Here is an 18,550-nt window from a genome sequence, read left to right as displayed (position 1 = left end):
CATCATAATAAAATCCAAAATCATGAAGTTGCTACTGGATTATTGTCAGTTACAGCTTGAGCTTAAAGCTTTGGGCCACAGGCTTGCTCAGCTCGTCATAATCCCGTAACTGTACGGTGAACGTATATGTCTTCTTCTCTGCTCCGCTGTCTGCTGTCCCGCTGATCGTTCCTGTGAAGCGATCCAGCTTCAAGCCTGTGGGCAGTTCGCCGCCTGTCACAGTCCAATCGTAAAACGGTACGCCTCCTTTTGCCTCCAGCTTGGCGGTGTAGGTCTTTCCTTTGACGGGTTCAGGCAGTTCCTTCGTAACGATTTCCGGCGCGAGGAAAGGAGTCAGATCCTTACGCAGCGGCCAGCCAGCTTTTTCCGCTACCAGCAGCGAAAGCTTCGTGTTCATCCAGCGCCGGGTCGGGAACATATGACGCCAGCCACCGTTTTGTCCGCTCAGTCTGTCAACCTCTGCAAGCTCCCCGGAGAGATGATAGCTGTCGTCCAACGCGGCCGCTCTGTGTTGATAGGCCATAATATCCGGGTCATTGCCTGCGGCCTCCTTCAGCGCCTTGACACCCGGGAACGTGTCGCTGAACACAATCGCATGGCCGAATTCATGCATGATCAGTCCGTGTACATCTGTCACCTTGGAGAGATCGGATTGATACCATTCCTCATCGTCTACAGATGTGAACGGAGTCGCATCATCATAGAAATCCAGAATCAAACTGTAGGAACGGTTTAAGTTCCCCGGCACGGTCACACCATTGCGTGTATGATAATTGCCGTTGTCTGCCGGAAAGCCTGTAGAATAAGGTCCGTTCAGACCTCTCATAAACACCCACATGCCCTTATAGGGCTTATCATTCGTCACCTGTATCTCATTTTGCCAGTCGTCTCCCGGCAGATGGTTTACCTCCGCATTGGCAGGAACCTCGTCGAAGGAATCCAGATCAAAGAAATAGAACCAGTCCTTCACCGCCAGCTCTGCGGCCTTTCTGGTAGAAGCATCATTGAAATAGGGCATAATCGTATCGAAGCGATAGTCAAAATGTATGGGTACTTTCGGCTCTTCATTGTCGTCCTGATCCAACACCCGTATTGGAATAGACTGGACCTTCGTCTGCCCATCATGTCCGGCAATGGACATAGAAAGCTTATAATGCTCTATTTCGCCATTTCCTCCGATCCGGTCGGGATGGATGGCTAGTCGGAATTCTTTTTCCTCCTGCGCGTTATCAAAGGTCAAGGTTTTGCTTGCGCCTTGCGCCGACAATGTACTTGGCAAATCCATCATCAGCCGGGATGTGCCCTGCGCATTCAGCGTAACCGTCACAGGATAAGCAGCATTGGCAGGCGGCTTTACTTTTAGCTTCACATACGGGTTCGCAAGATACCCTTGCCAATCAACCAGGTCTATGCCGTAATCGTTCACCGTCCGGCTAAAGATGTCGATTACTTTTGCATCCGATTCCGCCTCGGCATAAGCCTGTTGACCCGGAATGGCTGGGGTCAAAGCAACGATAAGAGAAGCCGCCAGCGCGGTCAGCCATATTTTCGTGCGTCTTTTTTGCATGTTCATGCAATCCCTCCATATCGTTTTTAGGTGACTGGCAAAGCGGCCGCTGTCGCTTGTACAGCACCATTCCACCTACTCCGTTTTCGTGTGAATTATACGAGTTCGTTCTATCGAATTCTTCTTATTACAGTTGCTTTTTTACAATAAAAGCAGCTCCTTCGGCGAGGAGGTCAGTACCTTTACACCATCTTCCGTGATCAGCACATCATCCTCGATCCGAACCCCGCCGAAGCCGGGGATATAAATGCCCGGTTCCACGGTAATAACATGGCCCGGTACGAGCACCGACTTACTTTCGCGGGACAGGCGTACCTGCTCATGAATCTCCAGACCAAAGCCGTGGCCCAGCCCGTGACCAAAATGTTCTCCATAGCCGTATGAGGCAATCACATCCCGCCCCAGACTGTCCCCCTCACTGCCGCTTATTCCGGGGCGAAGTCCTGCAATCGTCTTCATATTCGCTTCCAGCACAATGGCATATAGTTCCTCATGGCGTTCTGACGGTTTGCCGACGAAAACCGTACGCGTGATATCGGACAGATAGCCGCGCACATTTGCGCCAAAATCCATCGTGACGAACTCGTTCTGACCAATTTCCTTGTCACTGGCCAGTCCGTGCGGCAGCGCTGAACGCTCACCCGAAGCGACAATAAATGCAAAACCGCCCGATTCCGCGCCAGCCAGCCGCAGCCGATATTCCAGCTCCGCCGCAATCCGCCGCTCTGTAACGCCTGGCTGAATGTAATTCAGCACCTCCGCAAAAGCGGCATCGGTGATACGCGCCGCTTCGCTGATCGTGCGAACTTCCTCATCGTCCTTTACATCACGCAGTCGTTCAATCACATCCTCCGTTTGCACATATTCCAGCGAACCCAGCACGGCTTGAAGCTGACTCGACTGCTGGAGTGAGACATGGCGGCTCTCCAATCCCAGCCTGTGAACGCCCAGTTTGTCTGTCAGATCAGCCACCGTCTGGAAAATTTGTGCCTCATGCCGAATGACCGAATATTCCGGTGCCTGATCCGTTGCCTGCATCATATAGCGGAAATCCGTCAACAGAAAAGCATCTTCCTCCGCAATAAGCACGATCCCTGCCGAGCCAGTAAACCCTGTCATATAGCGCCGATTGGGTCCGTGTGTAATGAGCAGCGCATCTATACCTAGCGCCGAAAACTCCGACCGCAATCGGGCCAATCTGCCCGGAACACCCTGTACCCGCTTTGCCGAACCGATTTGCTTTTCCAAAGCCACAGCCGCCTCCTGATCTGCCTTTTGCGTAACTTGGTTTCCTGATACTTCCGCATTTTGAATGCTTTCCTCTTTCACTCGTACTGCCTCCCATCCGTATTTCCTTTCAAGAAATATGCCTCTAAATATGCTCCATCACTCGAGTCCTTGTTGTTTCCTTTTAGCCTTTGATGCCTGTTAACGTGATGCCTTCAATAAAATAGCGTTGTCCGATAAAGAAAATCAGGACAATGGGAGCCAAAATCGTACTGGAAGCCGCCATCAGATAAGGCCAGTTTGTGTTGTTCAGCCCCCGGAAGGTCGCCAAGCCCAGCGCCAGCGTAAAATGCTTTTCATCACTCAAATAAATAATCGGGCCTAGGAAGTCATTCCACACATCAATAAAAGTAAATATCCCGATCACGATCAACGCGGGTGAAGACAATGGAATAATGACGCGCCATAGTACGGTCAGAGGTGTGCCCCCGTCCATATATGCCGCTTCGTCCAGATCCCGTGGAATGGTCAGCATGAATTGTCGCATCAAAAAGATGTTAAACGCTCCGCCGCCAAACCATGCGGGAACAATCAGCGGCAGGAACGTATTCAGCCCACCCAGCTCACGCCACATAACGAAGGTTGGAATCAGCGTCACCGCGTAAGGCAGCATCATCGACCCGATCAGCAGGGAAAAAATCAGATTACGTCCGGGCCAGCGCAGACGGGCAAAGGTAAACGCCGATACAATCGAGGTTAGCATCACTCCTGCCAGCACACATACCTCAATCATGAACGTATTCATAAAATACCTGCCGAACGGCACAGAGGTCAGCGCTTCCGGGTAATTGCTCCATTGAAAAGGAGACGGTATCCACTCTGGCGGGAACACGAAAATTTGCGATGTCCCCATCAGAGAGCTGCGAATGAGCCATACAAATGGCAACAGCATTAAGATACTGCCCATAATCAAAACGACGTATAGCAGAACACGACTGATTTTGAGCGGCTTGGCACGGGTGGCGATAGCAGGACTACGGGAGCGTTCAGGCTGTGGTTGTTTAGGTGTTGGTGAATCGTTTACAGAAGAAGCGGCTTGATTCATGAACGTTCCCCTCCTTCATAGTGAACCCACTTTTTGGACGTGGAGAAAATCAGGACGGTCAGCACCATAATGACGAAAAATAAGATCCAGGCCAGCGCCGACGCATAGCCGATTTTTGTCTCCGTAAAGGCCGTACGCCACAAGTAGAATACATAGAACAGGGTCGAATTGTTAGGGCCCCCCTTCGTCATGACATACGCCTGATTGAATGCCTGAAAGGTACTGATCAAAGACATGACCAGATTGAAGAAAATCGTCGGTGTCATCGAAGGAATCGTAATATGAATAAATTTGTGCCACATATGGCCGCCATCCACCTCAGCCGCTTCATACAGATGGGTGGGAACCGACTGAAGCCCTGCCAAAAAGATAATGACCGTGTTCCCGATCCCCCAGGTGCTCATCATAATCAGAGAGGGGATCGCCGTGCTCTCGTCGTAAATCCATTTGCTTCCCGGGAGTCCGGCATGCTCCAGCAGTGAATTCAGCAAGCCAAAATCGGGGTTAAACATCCACAGCCACAGCATGGTGTTCGCAATACTCGGCACAATGGTGGGCAAATAATAAATCGTGCGGAACACCGACAGGCCCTTCACTTTTTGATTTAATAGCAGCGCAATGATAAACGCCGCCACCAACCCGAGAGGCACGCTGCCCAGCGCGTAATATGTGGTCACGAACATGGATTGGGAAAAGGTAGAATCCTCCGTCAGAATCGTCCGGTAATTATCCAGGCCAATAAAGGTCATCTGTCCGCCAATGGTCCAGTCGGTCAGGCTGAATACGAACGAGGCCGTGATCGGTCCAATTGTAAATATCAATAATCCCAGGATGGCAGGAAGCGCGAATAGCAGACCCCAGTTACGCTCCATGCGCATCATTCCTGATTTTTGTCGCTTCATGGGCCGTTCTCCTTTCGCTGCTGTCCTGTCGGATTATTCATCTGGGTATACTCCTTGAAGCAATGGCTGAATGATGGGCTCCAGCTCATCCAGCGCCTGCTGCGGCGTCTTTTTATTCGTCCAGATCAGGTCCAGCCCCGGGGTCAGCTTGGAACCGATATCAGGCCAATTGCGAAGGGTAGAGGTTGACGGCTTGATTGCATAATCTCTGGCATACTCGATGCCTGCCTGTTGAAATTCCGGCGGATGTGCAGCATTATTTGTCCATGATTGGATGGCTTGCTTATCGGTATAATATTTTTCCTCGATAGGCATCCACAGACCGGATTTGAACAAGTCCACCTTTTCGGGATTGTTATGATACAAATAAAATTCGAGTGCTTCCTTTGGATGCTTGGTGCTCTGGAAAATGACAGTGGCCCCCGCAACGATCATCGTTTTGGGCTCTTTGAGCTTCGGTAGAACGCCGATACTCCATTGCAGTTGCTTGTTGTTCGAAAAATCAAGAAGCGACCAGGTTCCGTCCACCACCATGGCGACCTTTCTCGTCTGAAGCCGGATCGTATTGGATGGCATGTCCTGCTGCTGGATCAAATCGGGAGATACATGCTCTTTGAAAACCAGATCCTGCAGCTTCTGAAATACCTCCACCGACTCGGGGCTATTCAGTGTGTACTTCTTGCCCGTTTGGTCGGTCAAAGCTCCGCCGTTGCTCGCCAGAAGCGGTCCCCAGGAGCTGCGGTCGTTGCCGAAGGCAAAGCCGTATTGCACAATATTTTTCGGATCAAAGCCACTGTCACCGGGATGCCTGCCGTTCTGATCCTTGGTCAGCTTTTTGGCGATTGCCAGAAATTCATCCCATGTCCAGGCCTTTTTAGGATCAGCCGGAGGAACGGGTACGCCTGCTTCTGTAAATAGCTCTTTATTGTAAAATAACTGCATCACTTCCATGGCGGTGTAGTTGCCGATAGACTTGCCGGGCTCGCTGTAGAGATAGGAGGATTTAAGCTTGTTTTTTAATTCGGGATATTCATCATAATAGGAGGATAAATCCAGGAGTCTGCCTTCACTTGCCCATTTCATGGTGAGCGAATCGCCGAGGTAGGCGATATCAGGAAGCTGATTGGCGGCCATTAACGTGTTAATTTTCGTCGTGTAATCACCGGGGACATGCTCGCCCTTCACTCGAATATCCGGGTGGGATGCATTAAAGCTTTGGATCATTTTTTCCATTGCCTGCTTCTCGTCATTGCTCCCCCAGTACATGAACTTGAGTTCGACCGCATTGGGGTTGACCGGTTCACCAGTGTTACCGCTGCAAGCCGTCAGCCCTGTCAACATCGCCGTCATCACAAGAGCCATCCATGTCCGTAACCTTCGTTTCAGCAAATCAATCGGCCCCTTCCTGAACTGGATTCTCCTTACAAGCCTATTATGCGCCGAGAGCCCAGAGCCGACTACCCAACGACTCCAGACTCTCTTTGTTTTGGTATGATTTTTTTAACAGCGCGTTTACAAAAATGTTTTACGAAACTCTGTCGGGGTCAGTCCGGTATGCTTTTTAAAGGCAATGCTAAAATAGTTCGTATCCGCAAAGCCCACAAGCTCCGCCACATCAGCAACCTTCCGATTCGGGTCCAGCAGCAGCTCGCGGGCACGTTCAAAGCGGACACGCGTCTGGTAGTCGGCAAAGCTTTCTCCCGTAACCTGCTTGAAACGGGCGCTCAAATATTTGGGACTCATATTCATGTAAGCCGCAAGGCTGTTCAGACCGCCATCCTCCTGAAGATGCTCCCGAATCCACTCCTTGGCCCGTTGAAATTTGCGCGGAATACCCTTCTCGCGCGATTCGCGGATATGGCGACCCACCCGAACAAAATAGCGGGATACATAGTCGATCATCTCGGGTCCGTGTCGCAATCGGGACAGCTCCAGCAACGGGTCCTGCTCCTGCATGGACGTTTGGCCTACGGACGCATCGCTTTGGACGATCCGCATCACGAACAGAACAAGCTGAGTGACGATCATTTTTACCTGCTTGACGGGCAGACCTGCTAATTGTCCCGACCATTCCTGTAAAATCGCATGTACGGCGGCATCATTTCCAGCCCGAATTTCCGTGATCATGAGCAGCTCCTTCTCCAGCAAATGACTGCTGTTCAGCTCAGCCGTCTGAATGCTCTCATAGGGGATGATCTGGCTAGAGCCGACCCAGCCCCGATGCTCCGCCGCCCGTACAGCTTCCTCATACGCTTCGGGTAGCTGCTCCATCCGCCCTACAGGCCGGCTAATCCCGATGGAAACGGTCCGGTTCAACCGTTCCTGCACCGCCTGCCGGATATGCTGTGCTGTCCGCTCCGCCGCCCTGCAAGATGCTGCTGCCAGCAGCACGACACGCCGATCGCGGGAAACCGCCGCTCCGTGTGCCTTCGCCCCGGCTGCTGCCGCAGCTTCCCAAGCCAGTCCGGCGAATACATTGCTGCTTCCCTCCTTGCAGCCGTGCAGCTCGCTCGTGGCGGCCGCTTCCTGCTGCTGCGGCTCTTCCAGCTCGCAGCACAGCACGGTATAGGGAGGCCCGGATGTCTCGCCGGAAAACTCCAGCCCGTCCATCTCCCGGATGACCTCGGCCGCGGGACGCCGCTGCTGTAGCAGATCCAGCAGCAGATGCTCCCTGTACAGCGGCTCCGATGAACGATGGCGGTGAATGACTTCCTCCTCGCTCCTTTTCAACTGCACAATACGGTCTTCGGCCCGTCGCAGGGCTGCTTCAAAATCCCCGCTGGTCACAGGCTTGAGCAAATAATCGACCGCTTGAAGCGAAACCGCCTGACGAATGTACGTCACAGATTCGTACCCGGTCAGGAATAGCAAAGGTGTACGCTGATCCTTTTCCCGAATAATTTTTGCAATGTCCAGTCCGCTCATATCCGGCAAATTAATATCCAGTAAAATCATGTCCGGTCGCCGCTCCGCATACAAACGTAGTGCCGTTTCACCGTCACCCGCCACATCACTGACTTCCACAGGCAGGCCGCTTTCCGCCACCATCAGCTTCAGTCCTTCCCGAATATGATATTCGTCGTCCACAATCAGCAGCCGGTACATGCCATCCTCTCCCTTCCTTATTCGGTTCGAATTGGTGCCAGCAAGGTAACCGAGGTGTACAGGCCCGGCTCACTGGTCACGGACAGTCCATATTGTGGGCCATAATGACGAAGACGCTCATGTACATTACGTAGCCCAAAGCCAATGGCACTTTCCCGCCCGGCATCCAGCGACTTCCGAATATCGTCCAGCCGCTCGGCTCCGATACCGCCTCCATCGTCACTGACCGTTAATCGCAACGCATCGCCTTCCCTTGTACCGGACAGCATGATGTAGCCACGGTCGGTACGCCCTTTTAAGCCGTGGTAAATGGCATTTTCAACGAGCGGCTGGAGTATAAGCTTGGGGACGTAAAACCCGCAAATATCTTCCTCCACCTCGCAAATCCACTCGAACGAATCCCGAAATCTGAACTGCTGCACCTTCACATAGGCGCTCACATGCTCGACTTCCTGCCCCAAGCTAATCTGCTCCCGGCCATAGCTTAGCGAGATGCGAAAGCATCTACCAAAAGCCCCGATCACCTCTGCCATATCCCGTTGCCCATTTGCCAGCGCCATTCCCTTGAGCGACTCCAGCGTGTTGTACAGAAAATGAGGATTAATCTGCGCCTGAAGTGCACGAAATTCTGCCTGCTTGCGCGACAGTAATGCTTCATAGACTTGTCCGTACAGCTCATGATTTTTTTGCATCATATGAAGAAAACGCTCCCCGATCTGCCCCACTTCATCCTTGGGATTGAAAAAAGCAGGGGCGTGGGCCTCCGAATCTTTGGCTGAGCCTGTGGCAGGACTTGCGATTGACCTTGGACTTGAGCCTGAATTTGTAGTTACGTCCTCAGTTCCGATACCAGCGCTCGTACTGCCGTCCACAGCCATTAATCGGCTCAACTGAAGCAGCGGACGACGAATGGTGTCACTCAGCCGATAAGACAGTACCCAGCCCGATAACAGTGCAATTAAAAAAGTCCAGATCGTCCAGGCCCCAATCTGCCGCGCATCCTCGAACAGCACGGATTGATCGACCTTTTGCAGCAGCGTCCATTGTCCTTCATTCAACGGTCCGTAGGAAATCATGGTCTGACGACCGTTCCATGTTCTCCAGTCCTTCGTAAGCATCGGTTTGTCTACAGCGGATTTGGCAATCTGATGCAGTAGTAGCTTGTCCGCAACCGCCTGCTCCGGCAAACGGTATACAGGCTCGCCCTCCTGATCCAGCACCCACATCTGGGTATTGCCGTCCGTTTCATGAAAGGCAAGCCCCCGAAACAGGCTGGCCTTGTCAATTTCCAGCAGCAAAAATCCAAGCGGTGCATAGTCTCCGGTCGTTTTTCGAAGCAGCTTCCCGACGTATAGACGATCATCCGCCATCCCTCGTCCCGATTCGAACGGTGAATGGGCCATCCACATCATGGGCTGATCCGCGAGCAAGCGACGATAGTAAACACGTGCTTCCTCTAATGTAGGAAGGCCGCCAAAGCGGACCGAAACATTCCCTTGATACAGTGAATGCTTGGGCCCGCCATTGGCGGCATATATGAGAAAAGACGTAATATAAGGCTTGGTCTGGGTCTGCGCCCGAACGACCATGCTGAGCGTTTCATCGTTCCGTAAGTATTCATAATCATCTTCCGGCTTGTTCTCCAGCGTGGCCTGCACATCGGGATTGCCGAGAATGGCATTGGTCAGATCGTTCAAATCAGAGAGCGTAGCATTGACGTAATTTTCACTCATTTGCCGGGACTGCATAGCCAGCGCTTCCGACTTCTCACCAAGTGAATGGGCCGCGATCCGGTAAAAGGTAAAGGTCAGCACCATCATCGGAATGACGGTAAGCACCAGCGTAAGTACAATGAATTTCCCACGGATCGTAGGAATCCCGGTAAACTTTTGACGACCACGGCCTCCCATTCATCTGCCTCCCTTACACATAGGCTGGAAGCCACTCTCCGTGCGCCGCAATCAGGTCATCACACAGAGAAACAATCTCATCCATAGACAGCTCGGCTGATGTGTGCGGGTCCAGCAGTGCGGCATGATAAATATGCTCTTTTTTCCCGGTGATCGCAGCTTCAATCGTCAATAGCTGTGTATTAATATTCGTCCGGTTCAACGCAGCACATTGGGGCGGTAAATCTCCGACATAAGTCGGCGTAACCCCGTTACGATTCACAAGACAAGGCACCTCCACACAGGCTTCCTTCGGCAGATTGGTAATTAAACCTGTATTCATCACGTTGCCGCCAATGGTAAAAGGCCGATCCGTTTCGATCGCCTCCAAAATATACGAAGCATATTCATTCGACCTTTCATGGCGAAGATCCTGATTGCTCAAAAGCTCCCCGCGCATCGTTTCCCATCGTTCAATCTGGCTCACGCAACGGCGCGGATACTCATCCAAAGGAATATTAAAGCGTTCGATTAGCTCAGGGTAAGCCCGCTTGATAAAATACGGATGATACTCCGCATTATGCTCGGATGATTCTGTAATGTAATAACCGAATTTCAGCATCATCTCAAAGCGTACCATGTCGTTATGCTTTTCCCGCTGCTTGGCGGCAGCCCGTTTTTTAATCTCGGGATATAAATCCTCGCCGTCTTTGCTCACTTCGAGCAGCCACGCCATATGATTGATGCCTGCGATTTTCGCCTTCACGCCTTCCTGCTCCAGCCCGAGGCTTTTGAACAGCTCCGGTATACACGCCTGCACGCTATGACACAGCCCCACCGTACGGACACCGCCATGTACGTTCATCACATTCGTCAGCACAGCCATCGGGTTAGTGTAGTTGAAAAACCATGCATCCGGACATACCTCGCACACATCTGCCGCAAAATCGAGCATCACCGGAATCGTTCGTAAGTTGCGGAAAATACCGCCAATCCCGACCGTATCGGCAATCGTTTGGCGCAGACCATATGTTTTGGGAATTTCAAAATCCGTAATCGTACACGGATCATAGCCGCCAACCTGAATGGCATTTACCACATAGGCAGCTCCACGCAGCGCTTCCTTACGGTCGGTGTAGGAGCGGATCACACAGGTGCTCCCTGTTGTTTTTTTCAAATTGGATAAAATATTTTCCGAATCCTTTAGCCTTCCAGGATCAATATCGAACAACGCCAGCTCAAAGCCCTGCAAAGCAGGTGTCAGCATACAATCGCCAAGCACATTTTTGGCAAATACCGTGCTGCCTGCGCCCAGAAATGTAATCTTGCTCATGCCTTTTCCCCCATTCACATTCGTATTCGCAGCTTTGTACTCCAAATGCAAGGATACCCACCGCCACTCTCCCCTTTGCAGGAAGAAAGTGAAGGTGGGAAAGGTTATTTAACAAGAGCTATTCAATGTTTCCTCCAGATCGTAATCCCCCTGCTGATTTAGCAGAGCTGACAGGAGTAGGTGTTTCGGGTGTTACCGGGTTAACCGGATTTGTCGGCGTTTCCGGAGTCCCAGAGTTGAGGGGGGCCCCCGCCTCGATCACAGTCACCTTGGCAATCGCCTTCAATTCTGTTCCTTCTACATTGCCCTTTAATTCAAATGAACCCGGAGTAGCATATTGTGCAGGATCAATATTTTCCCACTCTACAGCTACCCATTTAGTGGAGTCTTCTCCATACGTTGCTTCCACTACGCTTGGCAATTCGGGTTTTTCACCCGCACGAGTGGTCACATTTACTTCTTTTAAAGCCGTGATTTTCTCGGCTCCCGTCAGGCTCTGTGCTGTACCTGAGGCCAGACCTGCCACCTCGGAAGCATTCAGAGCCCGGCTGTAGATGCGGAATTCATCCACCAGACCGTCGAAATATGGGTCAGGGTACTGAGACTTGCCGATAAAATTGTTTTTGGTTTGACCCAGACTGGAAGGATTCAACGTCAGGCTGGTATTGCGTCCCACTTCTTTTCCATCCACGTATAAAATACCTGTGGAGCCTGAGAGCGTGACCGCAACGTGTTTCCACACCCCTGTCGGCAGCACAGGAGCCTCAATCGTCTGTTCCTGTCCCTGCCCGTTGCCCTGGTTGGTAATCGCAAACAGCATCGTATTTCCAGCTTTGGGCGTCAGGAACATATATTCATTCGTCCCGGAGCCGAAGTCAAAAATCCGTACATAATCGCTCAGGCTGTTCGCCTTGACCCAACCGGATACGGTCAATTGCTGTGCCCGGCTCACGATGCCCGCCGGGAGCTGCACGTAGCTGTCCTTGCCATTCAGGCTGACGGCATTGCCTTTTTTCCCCGCTGCCCATGCAGCCGTGCCCTTCACGACAGCATCATTGCGACTGTCCGACGAATCCGTAGCGACTGAACCGCTGGTTTCGTCAAACTTATACAACGCAAGCTGTTCAAGTAACGGAGCCGCCGGTTCTACGGTCACGCTTACTCTGGCCTCAGCCGATAACAGCGAGTCGCTGGATGTCAGCTTGAACACATACGTACCCGGCTCGGAAACGTCCACCTTCGTACGCAGCGATGTTTTGCTGCTGAACGTAACCTTCGCACCTTGTGGCCCTTCGACCAGACTCCACTCGCTCGTAACCTTGCCTTGTGGAAGTCCATCATCCGTCGCCGTGCCTTTCAGAATGATCTGATCCGGCAGCTTCACCTTGGAAGCTTTACCAGCGTCTACAACTGGTGCCTTGTTCGGATCAGGCGTCGTTGGTGTCAGCTCCACCGTGTAGGAAGAGGCTGTGCCAATGTCCAATTTCAGCTTGTTGGTAGGTGCATACGCATTAAATTTGCCTTGCGATTGTCCGCCCACCTTAACCAGATACGTTCCTTTCTTCAATCCGTCGAACGTAACGTAAGTAGAATGTGCTTGACCAGGTGTCTGATTTTTCAGTTGGAGCCATACATAATCCTTGGATGTTGCCAGCTTGGCTTCTGTGTATTGATCCTTTTCCAGCTCAATATACAGCTTTTCCGTGATCAGATTGACCCGCTTGAACAGGCCATCCAGCGGCTTAATCGTATACACGTTGCCGCTTTTGCTTACCTCTGCACCGTAGCCTGTCAATCCGAAGATCGGGTCCACTGCAATGTCGGCACTTAGCGTTTTGAGTGCACCGAACAGTCCAAGATCCGCCTCGCCGCTCATACCGCGCCAGCCGTTAAAGAGCGGAACATTTTTACCGCCTCCGGTGCCGTTCGTTCCGTTATTGCCTTTTTCCGCCTGATACGTCCATGCGACTGCCCCGATGTTGTCAGGGTCTGAGCTGATTTGCCCGGAGTTAATCGCCCCCACATTGGCGATTTTAGCTGCATAGGACAGACGCTGTTGTTCCTCGCGGTGATTGTCCTCATGGTGCCGTATCCAGTCGTCCATCGCATATCCCGCAAGCGAAGTCGTGTACTGGAAGTTAAACCAGTTCTCCCCGGTAATCGTCACCGGATCAGTATAGTAGTACCATACTGGCATATGTCCGCGTGCTGCGCGGGTTTTGGCATTGATTTTACTCATCATTTCCAGCGCTTTACTTTGCTCGCCTTCTGTATCTATATTCTGCTTGGCTAACGTATATACAGCCTCTTCCCCTGTATTATCGTAGCTGTATTCGGAGCCGTAAGGATATTTTGTGTTTTTAAAATTGTTATATTTGCGATCCATTTTTTCCTTGAGATCGTTCGCCTCATCGTCATAGCCTTCATCATGAAGTGCCTGAATAATATCCGGTGTGGTCAGTTCGCCCATCAAGCCCGTTTCCCAGTTGTACGCGACTGGCCCTTCATACAATGCTTTGAAAATGTTATACGCCCGCAGCAAATACGTTTCCTTCGGCTGCTTGTAAGTAACAAGATCCGGGTATTCCTTCGCAATCTTGTACATGCTGAAATACGTGTTATACACATGCGGGTAAGCGTACCCCCGATAGGTTGGTGTATCGTTCGGCTCCGGCATCAGGAAATCATGAATCAAATAATCCTCATGATGACCGTTCATCAGATTCGTCCAGATCGCCGTCTCCAGATAATCGTCTACCGCTCGCACCTCTTTGGCAACCGGAGAAAGTGTGTTTTTCTCAGCTAAGAACTGTCCGTGGGTCAGACCCCAATCATCCCCCCAGCCCCAGTATCCGTTGAAAATGTTACGCTTGGATTTGGTATGCATCATCCAATCGTCAAAGACTTTGTCGCGCAGATCACCCGGTACATTCCACTGGGTTTTGTCTACCATAAACGTAGCGTGCCGTTGCAATGCTAAATCAATCGGCTCGATGGCATAGAACTGTAAAACAGTCTTGTTGCCGTTTCCATACTCCACTGTGATGAAGTTTGGACCCAACTTGGTGAATTTCAGTTCATAGATGTGGTGCCCTCCAGTCTTGCTGTCCGTCTGCGGAATGACGGTTCCGTCTGGATAGGTCACCTTGCTGATCGCCTGCTTGGTGCGCAGATCCACTTTCGCCTTCTGATTCGTAGGCACGATCATCCCCGGTACAACCGTTGTATCCACCAGGTTTTCTTGATACAACGTATCTTTCACATCATGCTCGTCCTTCACCGCCAGAAACTTGAAGCCATAGTTGCGGCTTTGACCGGGATTCAGGATCAGGCTTGTGTTGGGCAAATATCCACGGTTGGTGGACTTAATCACATTGGAGTGAATATAGAATACATTCAGTCCCTCCAGCCATTTGCCTTCATTCGCCGGGTTCCAGGCCCATTTGCTGCCCGGATGCTCCTCATCCCGCCAGTGATCCTGATACTCAAAACCCGCACCTGTCGTGGAATCAGGAATCAGCAGCAGCGAAGAACCAATGCCGCTGGGACGTCCAGCCGTAATATAGGAGCTGTTGTTGCCGACAAAAGAATGCGTTACGACTCTGGTCTCGTAAATCGCATCACCGTTCGTCCACTGCTCATTGAATGGCAAAGGCAGGCCAAAATCGCCAATCTCCAACTTTTTGCCACTTGTGTTCTGTACCTGTATATTCCACAACACCGAACCGTTCGACTCCGCTGAATACGTTTCGATGACTTTGAAATTGCGAATGCCTTCTGCGTTGCTTGAGTTTTCATACGTGACGGTGACGCGGTTGCCACTGGTCGTGATTTTGCGTGCATCTGCTGACTTGTTCGTCCATGCCTTGGTCCAGCTGCCTTCGTCCAATCGGTACGTGAACATCAGTTCACCGAGCCATTGATGATCTGCGGTATTCTGCTCGGGTGTTACCGTTGCGTTCATCACGTACTCTGTTGGGAAAGCATCTCCCTTGATACGGATGGATGAAATTTCACCATGCTCACCTGTCTGAATCGTCAGCTTGTCATTGGATAGTTCATAGGCCTCCGCCGTATGCGTCCCAAATAGTACAGACGCCGCGGTTAAAAACAAAAATGCTGCCAATATTCCTTTAAATTTCATCAACACGCCTCCTTTTGGATCTTGGGGTCCTGATTTGCCTGCCAATCGCCTGAATTCTTTTCATTTCATCGCAACCTCCTCGGCAATGTAAGCGTTACAACTCCATTGTACAAATCCTTGTCCATTGGTAAAATCAACATTTTCAACCGATTTATATATAATTTCAACCTGAATGGGGGAGGAGTTACGGTGGGGGAGCTCGCTACGCGTGCAGATTGTTCTTCCGATCGCTGTTGTAACGGAATTTTTTTATTTATATAACACCTGTTAAGGTTAAAATCCCGTTACAAAGGCGAACGCTTCGCTTCTTCAGAACAATTCTGCCCGCTCCGCTGACCGACCACCGTAAAGTCATCGCCCTTTTTAGGGAATTGGGGCGGCAGGGGGACTACAAGTGCCAAGCGGCAAGAAGGCTTGCAGCCTTCTAGATTTGTAAAGAAAAAGGAGCAAAAAGGTTGCCCCTCCTGCTCCTTTTTTCATTATAAAAGTATACTAAAGAATAGAACAAGTTGGACACATCAACTCAAAAGGAATGGAGTAAATCATGGTCATAAACTAGTGAGAATTTTATGTGAATGGTCTGCATTATACCGTTAGGTCGGCAATCAACAAAGCTACGACAGATTGATCTGAATTAAGATTACAGATGATGGAGAGACAGGAATTTAGATAGAGAGCAAGGGGAGGCATTTTTAGATATGCCAGGGTTTGAACAGATTATACAAACGGACACCGTGAAACTGAGAAATTTTTTTTAGTTGCTGTAGTGGGTGATCGAATCATGGGGTTTTCAAGATGCGAAGGTATTTATTTAAATAGATTCGCTCATAAAGTAGAATTTGGAGGCTGCGTATGTAAAGAATTTTTGGGATAGGGTATGGTAGAAAATCCGCTAAAAGCATCTATCGACTGGGCTGATTCCAACGACATGCTTTGTATTGGTCAAGCCCCATTTTGTAGACAATAAAAAAGCTCTACTAACTGTAACTGAACTTCGAAAATTTCCAGACCACCACGTCTATCCCATAGCAATAGCAAGAGGCATGTAAACCCTACAAATATAAATACTGCCCCAAAATCTATTTTTTAGGGCAGTATCAACACATCACATGATTTTTCTATTTTTATAGTTCTTGAATTGTTGGACGAATAATCTCAGAGATTGCGGATAAGGGTATTACTCCTGCAAAAGAACCAACAATTTAACAATAACCGTAAAAGTATGGAGTAGATGCTTTAAGGAAATCTACTCCTCTTTTTCGTTTGCGGTATCAATGTATTTATTAAGTTAATCTGCCCGTTAGTTGAGAAAACGACAGCCACTTTATCGCTGCCGCCTCCGAAACTACCTGCATGGAGGTCTGGCTTTGTTCAGTTCACTAAAGAACTTTATTTCAATTAATTAACTTTATTTTCTTTCGCCAACAGATAATTTGCATATCCCCGCCCCATGCGTTACTATATTTACATAGACAAATTTGCAGGTCTATAAAAGGAGGTTCACGCACCCATGTCCCCCCGTACCAAAGAACAAAATGAGCTCATCCGCATGCAGCGCAGAGAACAGATCCTGGACGCCGCCTCGCGCGCCTACTTTCTCACGGGCGGCAGCTTTGATATTCGCGACGTCGCCCGCGAGGCCGGGCTCGGTTACGGCACGGTATACCATTATTACCCCAACCGGCATTTATTAATAGAAGATGTATTGGGCAGCGGCTTCGAGCGATGCGAGCAAGTCCTGGCAGAATGGGCGAACATCAGCGGCGGCCGCCCGGATGACAGGCAGCTGTTGACGTATTGCAAGGCGCTGCTCCGGCTGTGGCAGTCGGACACCCGCACATATCTCGTCTACAAAATGGCGGCGGAACATTATACAGGCTTGCCTGAGAAGGATCGATTCCCCGCCAAGAGACGATTCATGGAACGGCTGTACGTTCCACTCCAATCGATCGCCCAGTGCGAAGACGACAGCGTCGACCATATGCTTGCCGTGCTGGTCGGCTGCTGCGGGCTGCACTATTATGCGGGCAATTCCGACCTAGACGTCGATCGAATCGCTCAACTCGCTATGCAAGCTATTACGAAGGAGTCCTGATACGAACATGGTCATCTTAAAAAGCAAGCATGAAATCGAGGCCATCCGCAAGGCATGCCAAGTGGTGGCCGAATGCCATCGTACAATCGCCCCGCTCATCAAACCGGGCATCACGACGAACGAGATTGAGCGCATATTCGAAGACATGATTTTGAAGCATGGCGCCAAGCCATACGAGAAGGGCTACAAGGGCTATCAATATGCGACCTGTGCCTCCGTCAACGACGTGATCGCGCATGGCTTTCCTAGCGATAAGCCACTTGAGGAAGGCGATATCGTGACGATCGACACGGTTGCGGAGCTCGACGGCTGGCTCGGCGATTCGGCCTGGAGCTATGCGGTCGGGAAGATCTCGCCGACGGCCGAGAAGCTGATGCGCGTCACGAAGGAATGCCTTGACCTCGGCATCGCGCAGGCGCAGCCCGGCAATCGGCTCGGCGACGTGACGAGCGCGATTCAGCAGCATGCGGAATCGCACGGCTTCGGCGTCGTGCGCGACCTTCTCGCCCATGGCATCGGCCGGGACCTGCACGAGGAGCCGACTTATATGCATGTCGGCAAGCCCGGAAAAGGCCTCCGCATCAAGGAAGGTATGGTGTTCACGATCGAGCCCATGATCACCGAAGGCACCTACTACATGACAATCGATCCGGATGGCTGGACCGCGCGGACGCTGGACCGCAAGCTCGCCGCCCAATACGAGCATACGATCGCCATCACGGCTGAAGGTCCACAAATCCTGACTGCTCAATAGAATAATTAGAGGCCGACCAACGAGATGGTCGACTTCTTTTTTTTCGTATTCGGCATAGCATCTTTCTTTATCCGATACATGCGTTCATCCGCCCTCTCATAGAGCTCAAAGCCATTTTGCGGATAAAAGCTGGCTCCGATATTTCGGTGATCGAGTAATCGATATCTCGTTCCCGTCTTCAAGCCGAAGCAGGTTCGCGGTCAGCGTGTCCACAAGGATCGTGATGAAGCTGCTCGCCTGGGCGCGATCACATGCCAATACGACGAATTCATCTCAGATGAACCGCGCAACAAAATCGGAAACGCCGAGTGACTCGGACAATAACCGGGCCAGATGATGCAATACAGTTCTCCTGCATGATAGCCCTAGGTGTCGTTAATCGAGCAATTTTGTCCTTTATTTCGACTGCGGTCCCATTGCGTTATTCTG

General features: G+C 51.0%; 13 protein-coding genes and 1 pseudogene. 4 read left to right on the top strand and 10 right to left on the bottom strand.

Features of this window, described 5'->3' with window-relative positions:
• Window positions 1-49: 49 nt before the first annotated feature.
• The 9 genes from ACWXW9_RS19465 to ACWXW9_RS19425 all read right to left on the bottom strand — a co-directional run bounded on the left by ACWXW9_RS19465 (window position 50) and on the right by ACWXW9_RS19425 (window position 15,272).
• Window positions 50-1,567, bottom strand: coding sequence for an Ig domain-containing protein (locus ACWXW9_RS19465; protein WP_494930750.1), 1,518 nt, complete (start codon window positions 1,565-1,567; stop codon window positions 50-52).
• A gap of 141 nt (window positions 1,568-1,708) precedes the next feature.
• A complete protein-coding gene (locus tag ACWXW9_RS19460) occupies window positions 1,709-2,815 on the bottom strand; it encodes a M24 family metallopeptidase (protein ID WP_494930841.1) in 1,107 nt (368 codons plus the stop codon).
• A 163-nt stretch (window positions 2,816-2,978) separates the two neighbouring features.
• Complete coding sequence (locus tag ACWXW9_RS19455; protein WP_494930749.1) at window positions 2,979-3,899, bottom strand: carbohydrate ABC transporter permease; 921 nt, start codon at window positions 3,897-3,899, stop codon at window positions 2,979-2,981.
• Window positions 3,896-4,801, bottom strand: a complete 906-nt coding sequence (locus ACWXW9_RS19450; RefSeq protein ID WP_494930748.1) for a carbohydrate ABC transporter permease — start codon at window positions 4,799-4,801, stop codon at window positions 3,896-3,898. The genes ACWXW9_RS19455 and ACWXW9_RS19450 overlap by 4 nt, the downstream gene beginning before the upstream one ends.
• A gap of 33 nt (window positions 4,802-4,834) precedes the next feature.
• Window positions 4,835-6,190, bottom strand: coding sequence for an ABC transporter substrate-binding protein (locus ACWXW9_RS19445; protein ID WP_494930747.1), 1,356 nt, complete (start codon window positions 6,188-6,190; stop codon window positions 4,835-4,837).
• 123 nt (window positions 6,191-6,313) lie between these two features.
• Window positions 6,314-7,906, bottom strand: a complete 1,593-nt coding sequence (locus ACWXW9_RS19440) for a helix-turn-helix domain-containing protein (RefSeq protein WP_494930746.1) — start codon at window positions 7,904-7,906, stop codon at window positions 6,314-6,316.
• Between the two features lie 17 nt (window positions 7,907-7,923).
• Window positions 7,924-9,816, bottom strand: a complete 1,893-nt coding sequence (locus tag ACWXW9_RS19435) for a sensor histidine kinase (protein WP_494930745.1) — start codon at window positions 9,814-9,816, stop codon at window positions 7,924-7,926.
• A 13-nt stretch (window positions 9,817-9,829) separates the two neighbouring features.
• Window positions 9,830-11,128, bottom strand: a complete 1,299-nt coding sequence (locus tag ACWXW9_RS19430; protein WP_494930744.1) for an alpha-glucosidase/alpha-galactosidase — start codon at window positions 11,126-11,128, stop codon at window positions 9,830-9,832.
• Window positions 11,129-11,246: 118 nt separating this feature from the next.
• Window positions 11,247-15,272, bottom strand: coding sequence for a DUF5695 domain-containing protein (locus ACWXW9_RS19425; RefSeq protein WP_494930743.1), 4,026 nt, complete (start codon window positions 15,270-15,272; stop codon window positions 11,247-11,249).
• A gap of 571 nt (window positions 15,273-15,843) precedes the next feature.
• Here ACWXW9_RS19425 and ACWXW9_RS19420 point away from each other — a divergent pair.
• The 3 genes and pseudogenes from ACWXW9_RS19420 to map all read left to right on the top strand — a co-directional run.
• Window positions 15,844-16,143 (top strand): annotated as a pseudogene (locus ACWXW9_RS19420) (GNAT family N-acetyltransferase); the annotation flags it as partial.
• Window positions 16,144-16,782: 639 nt separating this feature from the next.
• Window positions 16,783-17,367, top strand: a complete 585-nt coding sequence (locus tag ACWXW9_RS19415) for a TetR/AcrR family transcriptional regulator (protein WP_494930742.1) — start codon at window positions 16,783-16,785, stop codon at window positions 17,365-17,367.
• A 7-nt stretch (window positions 17,368-17,374) separates the two neighbouring features.
• A complete protein-coding gene (gene map / locus ACWXW9_RS19410; RefSeq protein WP_494930741.1) occupies window positions 17,375-18,121 on the top strand; it encodes a type I methionyl aminopeptidase in 747 nt (248 codons plus the stop codon).
• A 5-nt stretch (window positions 18,122-18,126) separates the two neighbouring features.
• Here map and ACWXW9_RS19405 read toward each other — a convergent pair whose 3' ends face one another.
• On the bottom strand, window positions 18,127-18,303 hold the full coding sequence (locus ACWXW9_RS19405; protein WP_494930740.1) for a hypothetical protein: 177 nt from the start codon (window positions 18,301-18,303) through the stop codon (window positions 18,127-18,129).
• 23 nt (window positions 18,304-18,326) lie between these two features.
• Here ACWXW9_RS19405 and ACWXW9_RS19400 point away from each other — a divergent pair, with 23 nt between their 5' ends.
• Entirely contained in the window at window positions 18,327-18,458 is a 132-nt protein-coding gene (locus tag ACWXW9_RS19400; protein ID WP_494930739.1) for a hypothetical protein, read from the top strand.
• Window positions 18,459-18,550 lie beyond the last annotated feature (92 nt).

This window comes from Paenibacillus sp. LT-B23, assembly GCF_059417685.1.
Note: the sequence above shows the minus strand (reverse complement) of the source record. Positions and strands in the feature narration are given on the sequence as shown.

Bases quoted from the DNA above. Each gene is read 5' to 3' on its own strand.
- ACWXW9_RS19465 (WP_494930750.1), bottom strand. From the start codon at position 1,567: ATGCAAAAAAGACGCACGAAAATATGGCTGACCGCGCTGGCGGCTTCT.
- ACWXW9_RS19455 (WP_494930749.1), bottom strand. From the start codon at position 3,899: ATGAATCAAGCCGCTTCTTCTGTAAACGATTCACCAACACCTAAACAA.
- ACWXW9_RS19450 (WP_494930748.1), bottom strand. From the start codon at position 4,801: ATGAAGCGACAAAAATCAGGAATGATGCGCATGGAGCGTAACTGGGGT.
- ACWXW9_RS19440 (WP_494930746.1), bottom strand. From the start codon at position 7,906: ATGTACCGGCTGCTGATTGTGGACGACGAATATCATATTCGGGAAGGA.
- ACWXW9_RS19435 (WP_494930745.1), bottom strand. From the start codon at position 9,816: ATGGGAGGCCGTGGTCGTCAAAAGTTTACCGGGATTCCTACGATCCGT.
- ACWXW9_RS19430 (WP_494930744.1), bottom strand. From the start codon at position 11,128: ATGAGCAAGATTACATTTCTGGGCGCAGGCAGCACGGTATTTGCCAAA.
- ACWXW9_RS19425 (WP_494930743.1), bottom strand. From the start codon at position 15,272: ATGAAATTTAAAGGAATATTGGCAGCATTTTTGTTTTTAACCGCGGCG.
- ACWXW9_RS19415 (WP_494930742.1), top strand. From the start codon at position 16,783: ATGTCCCCCCGTACCAAAGAACAAAATGAGCTCATCCGCATGCAGCGC.
- map (WP_494930741.1), top strand. From the start codon at position 17,375: ATGGTCATCTTAAAAAGCAAGCATGAAATCGAGGCCATCCGCAAGGCA.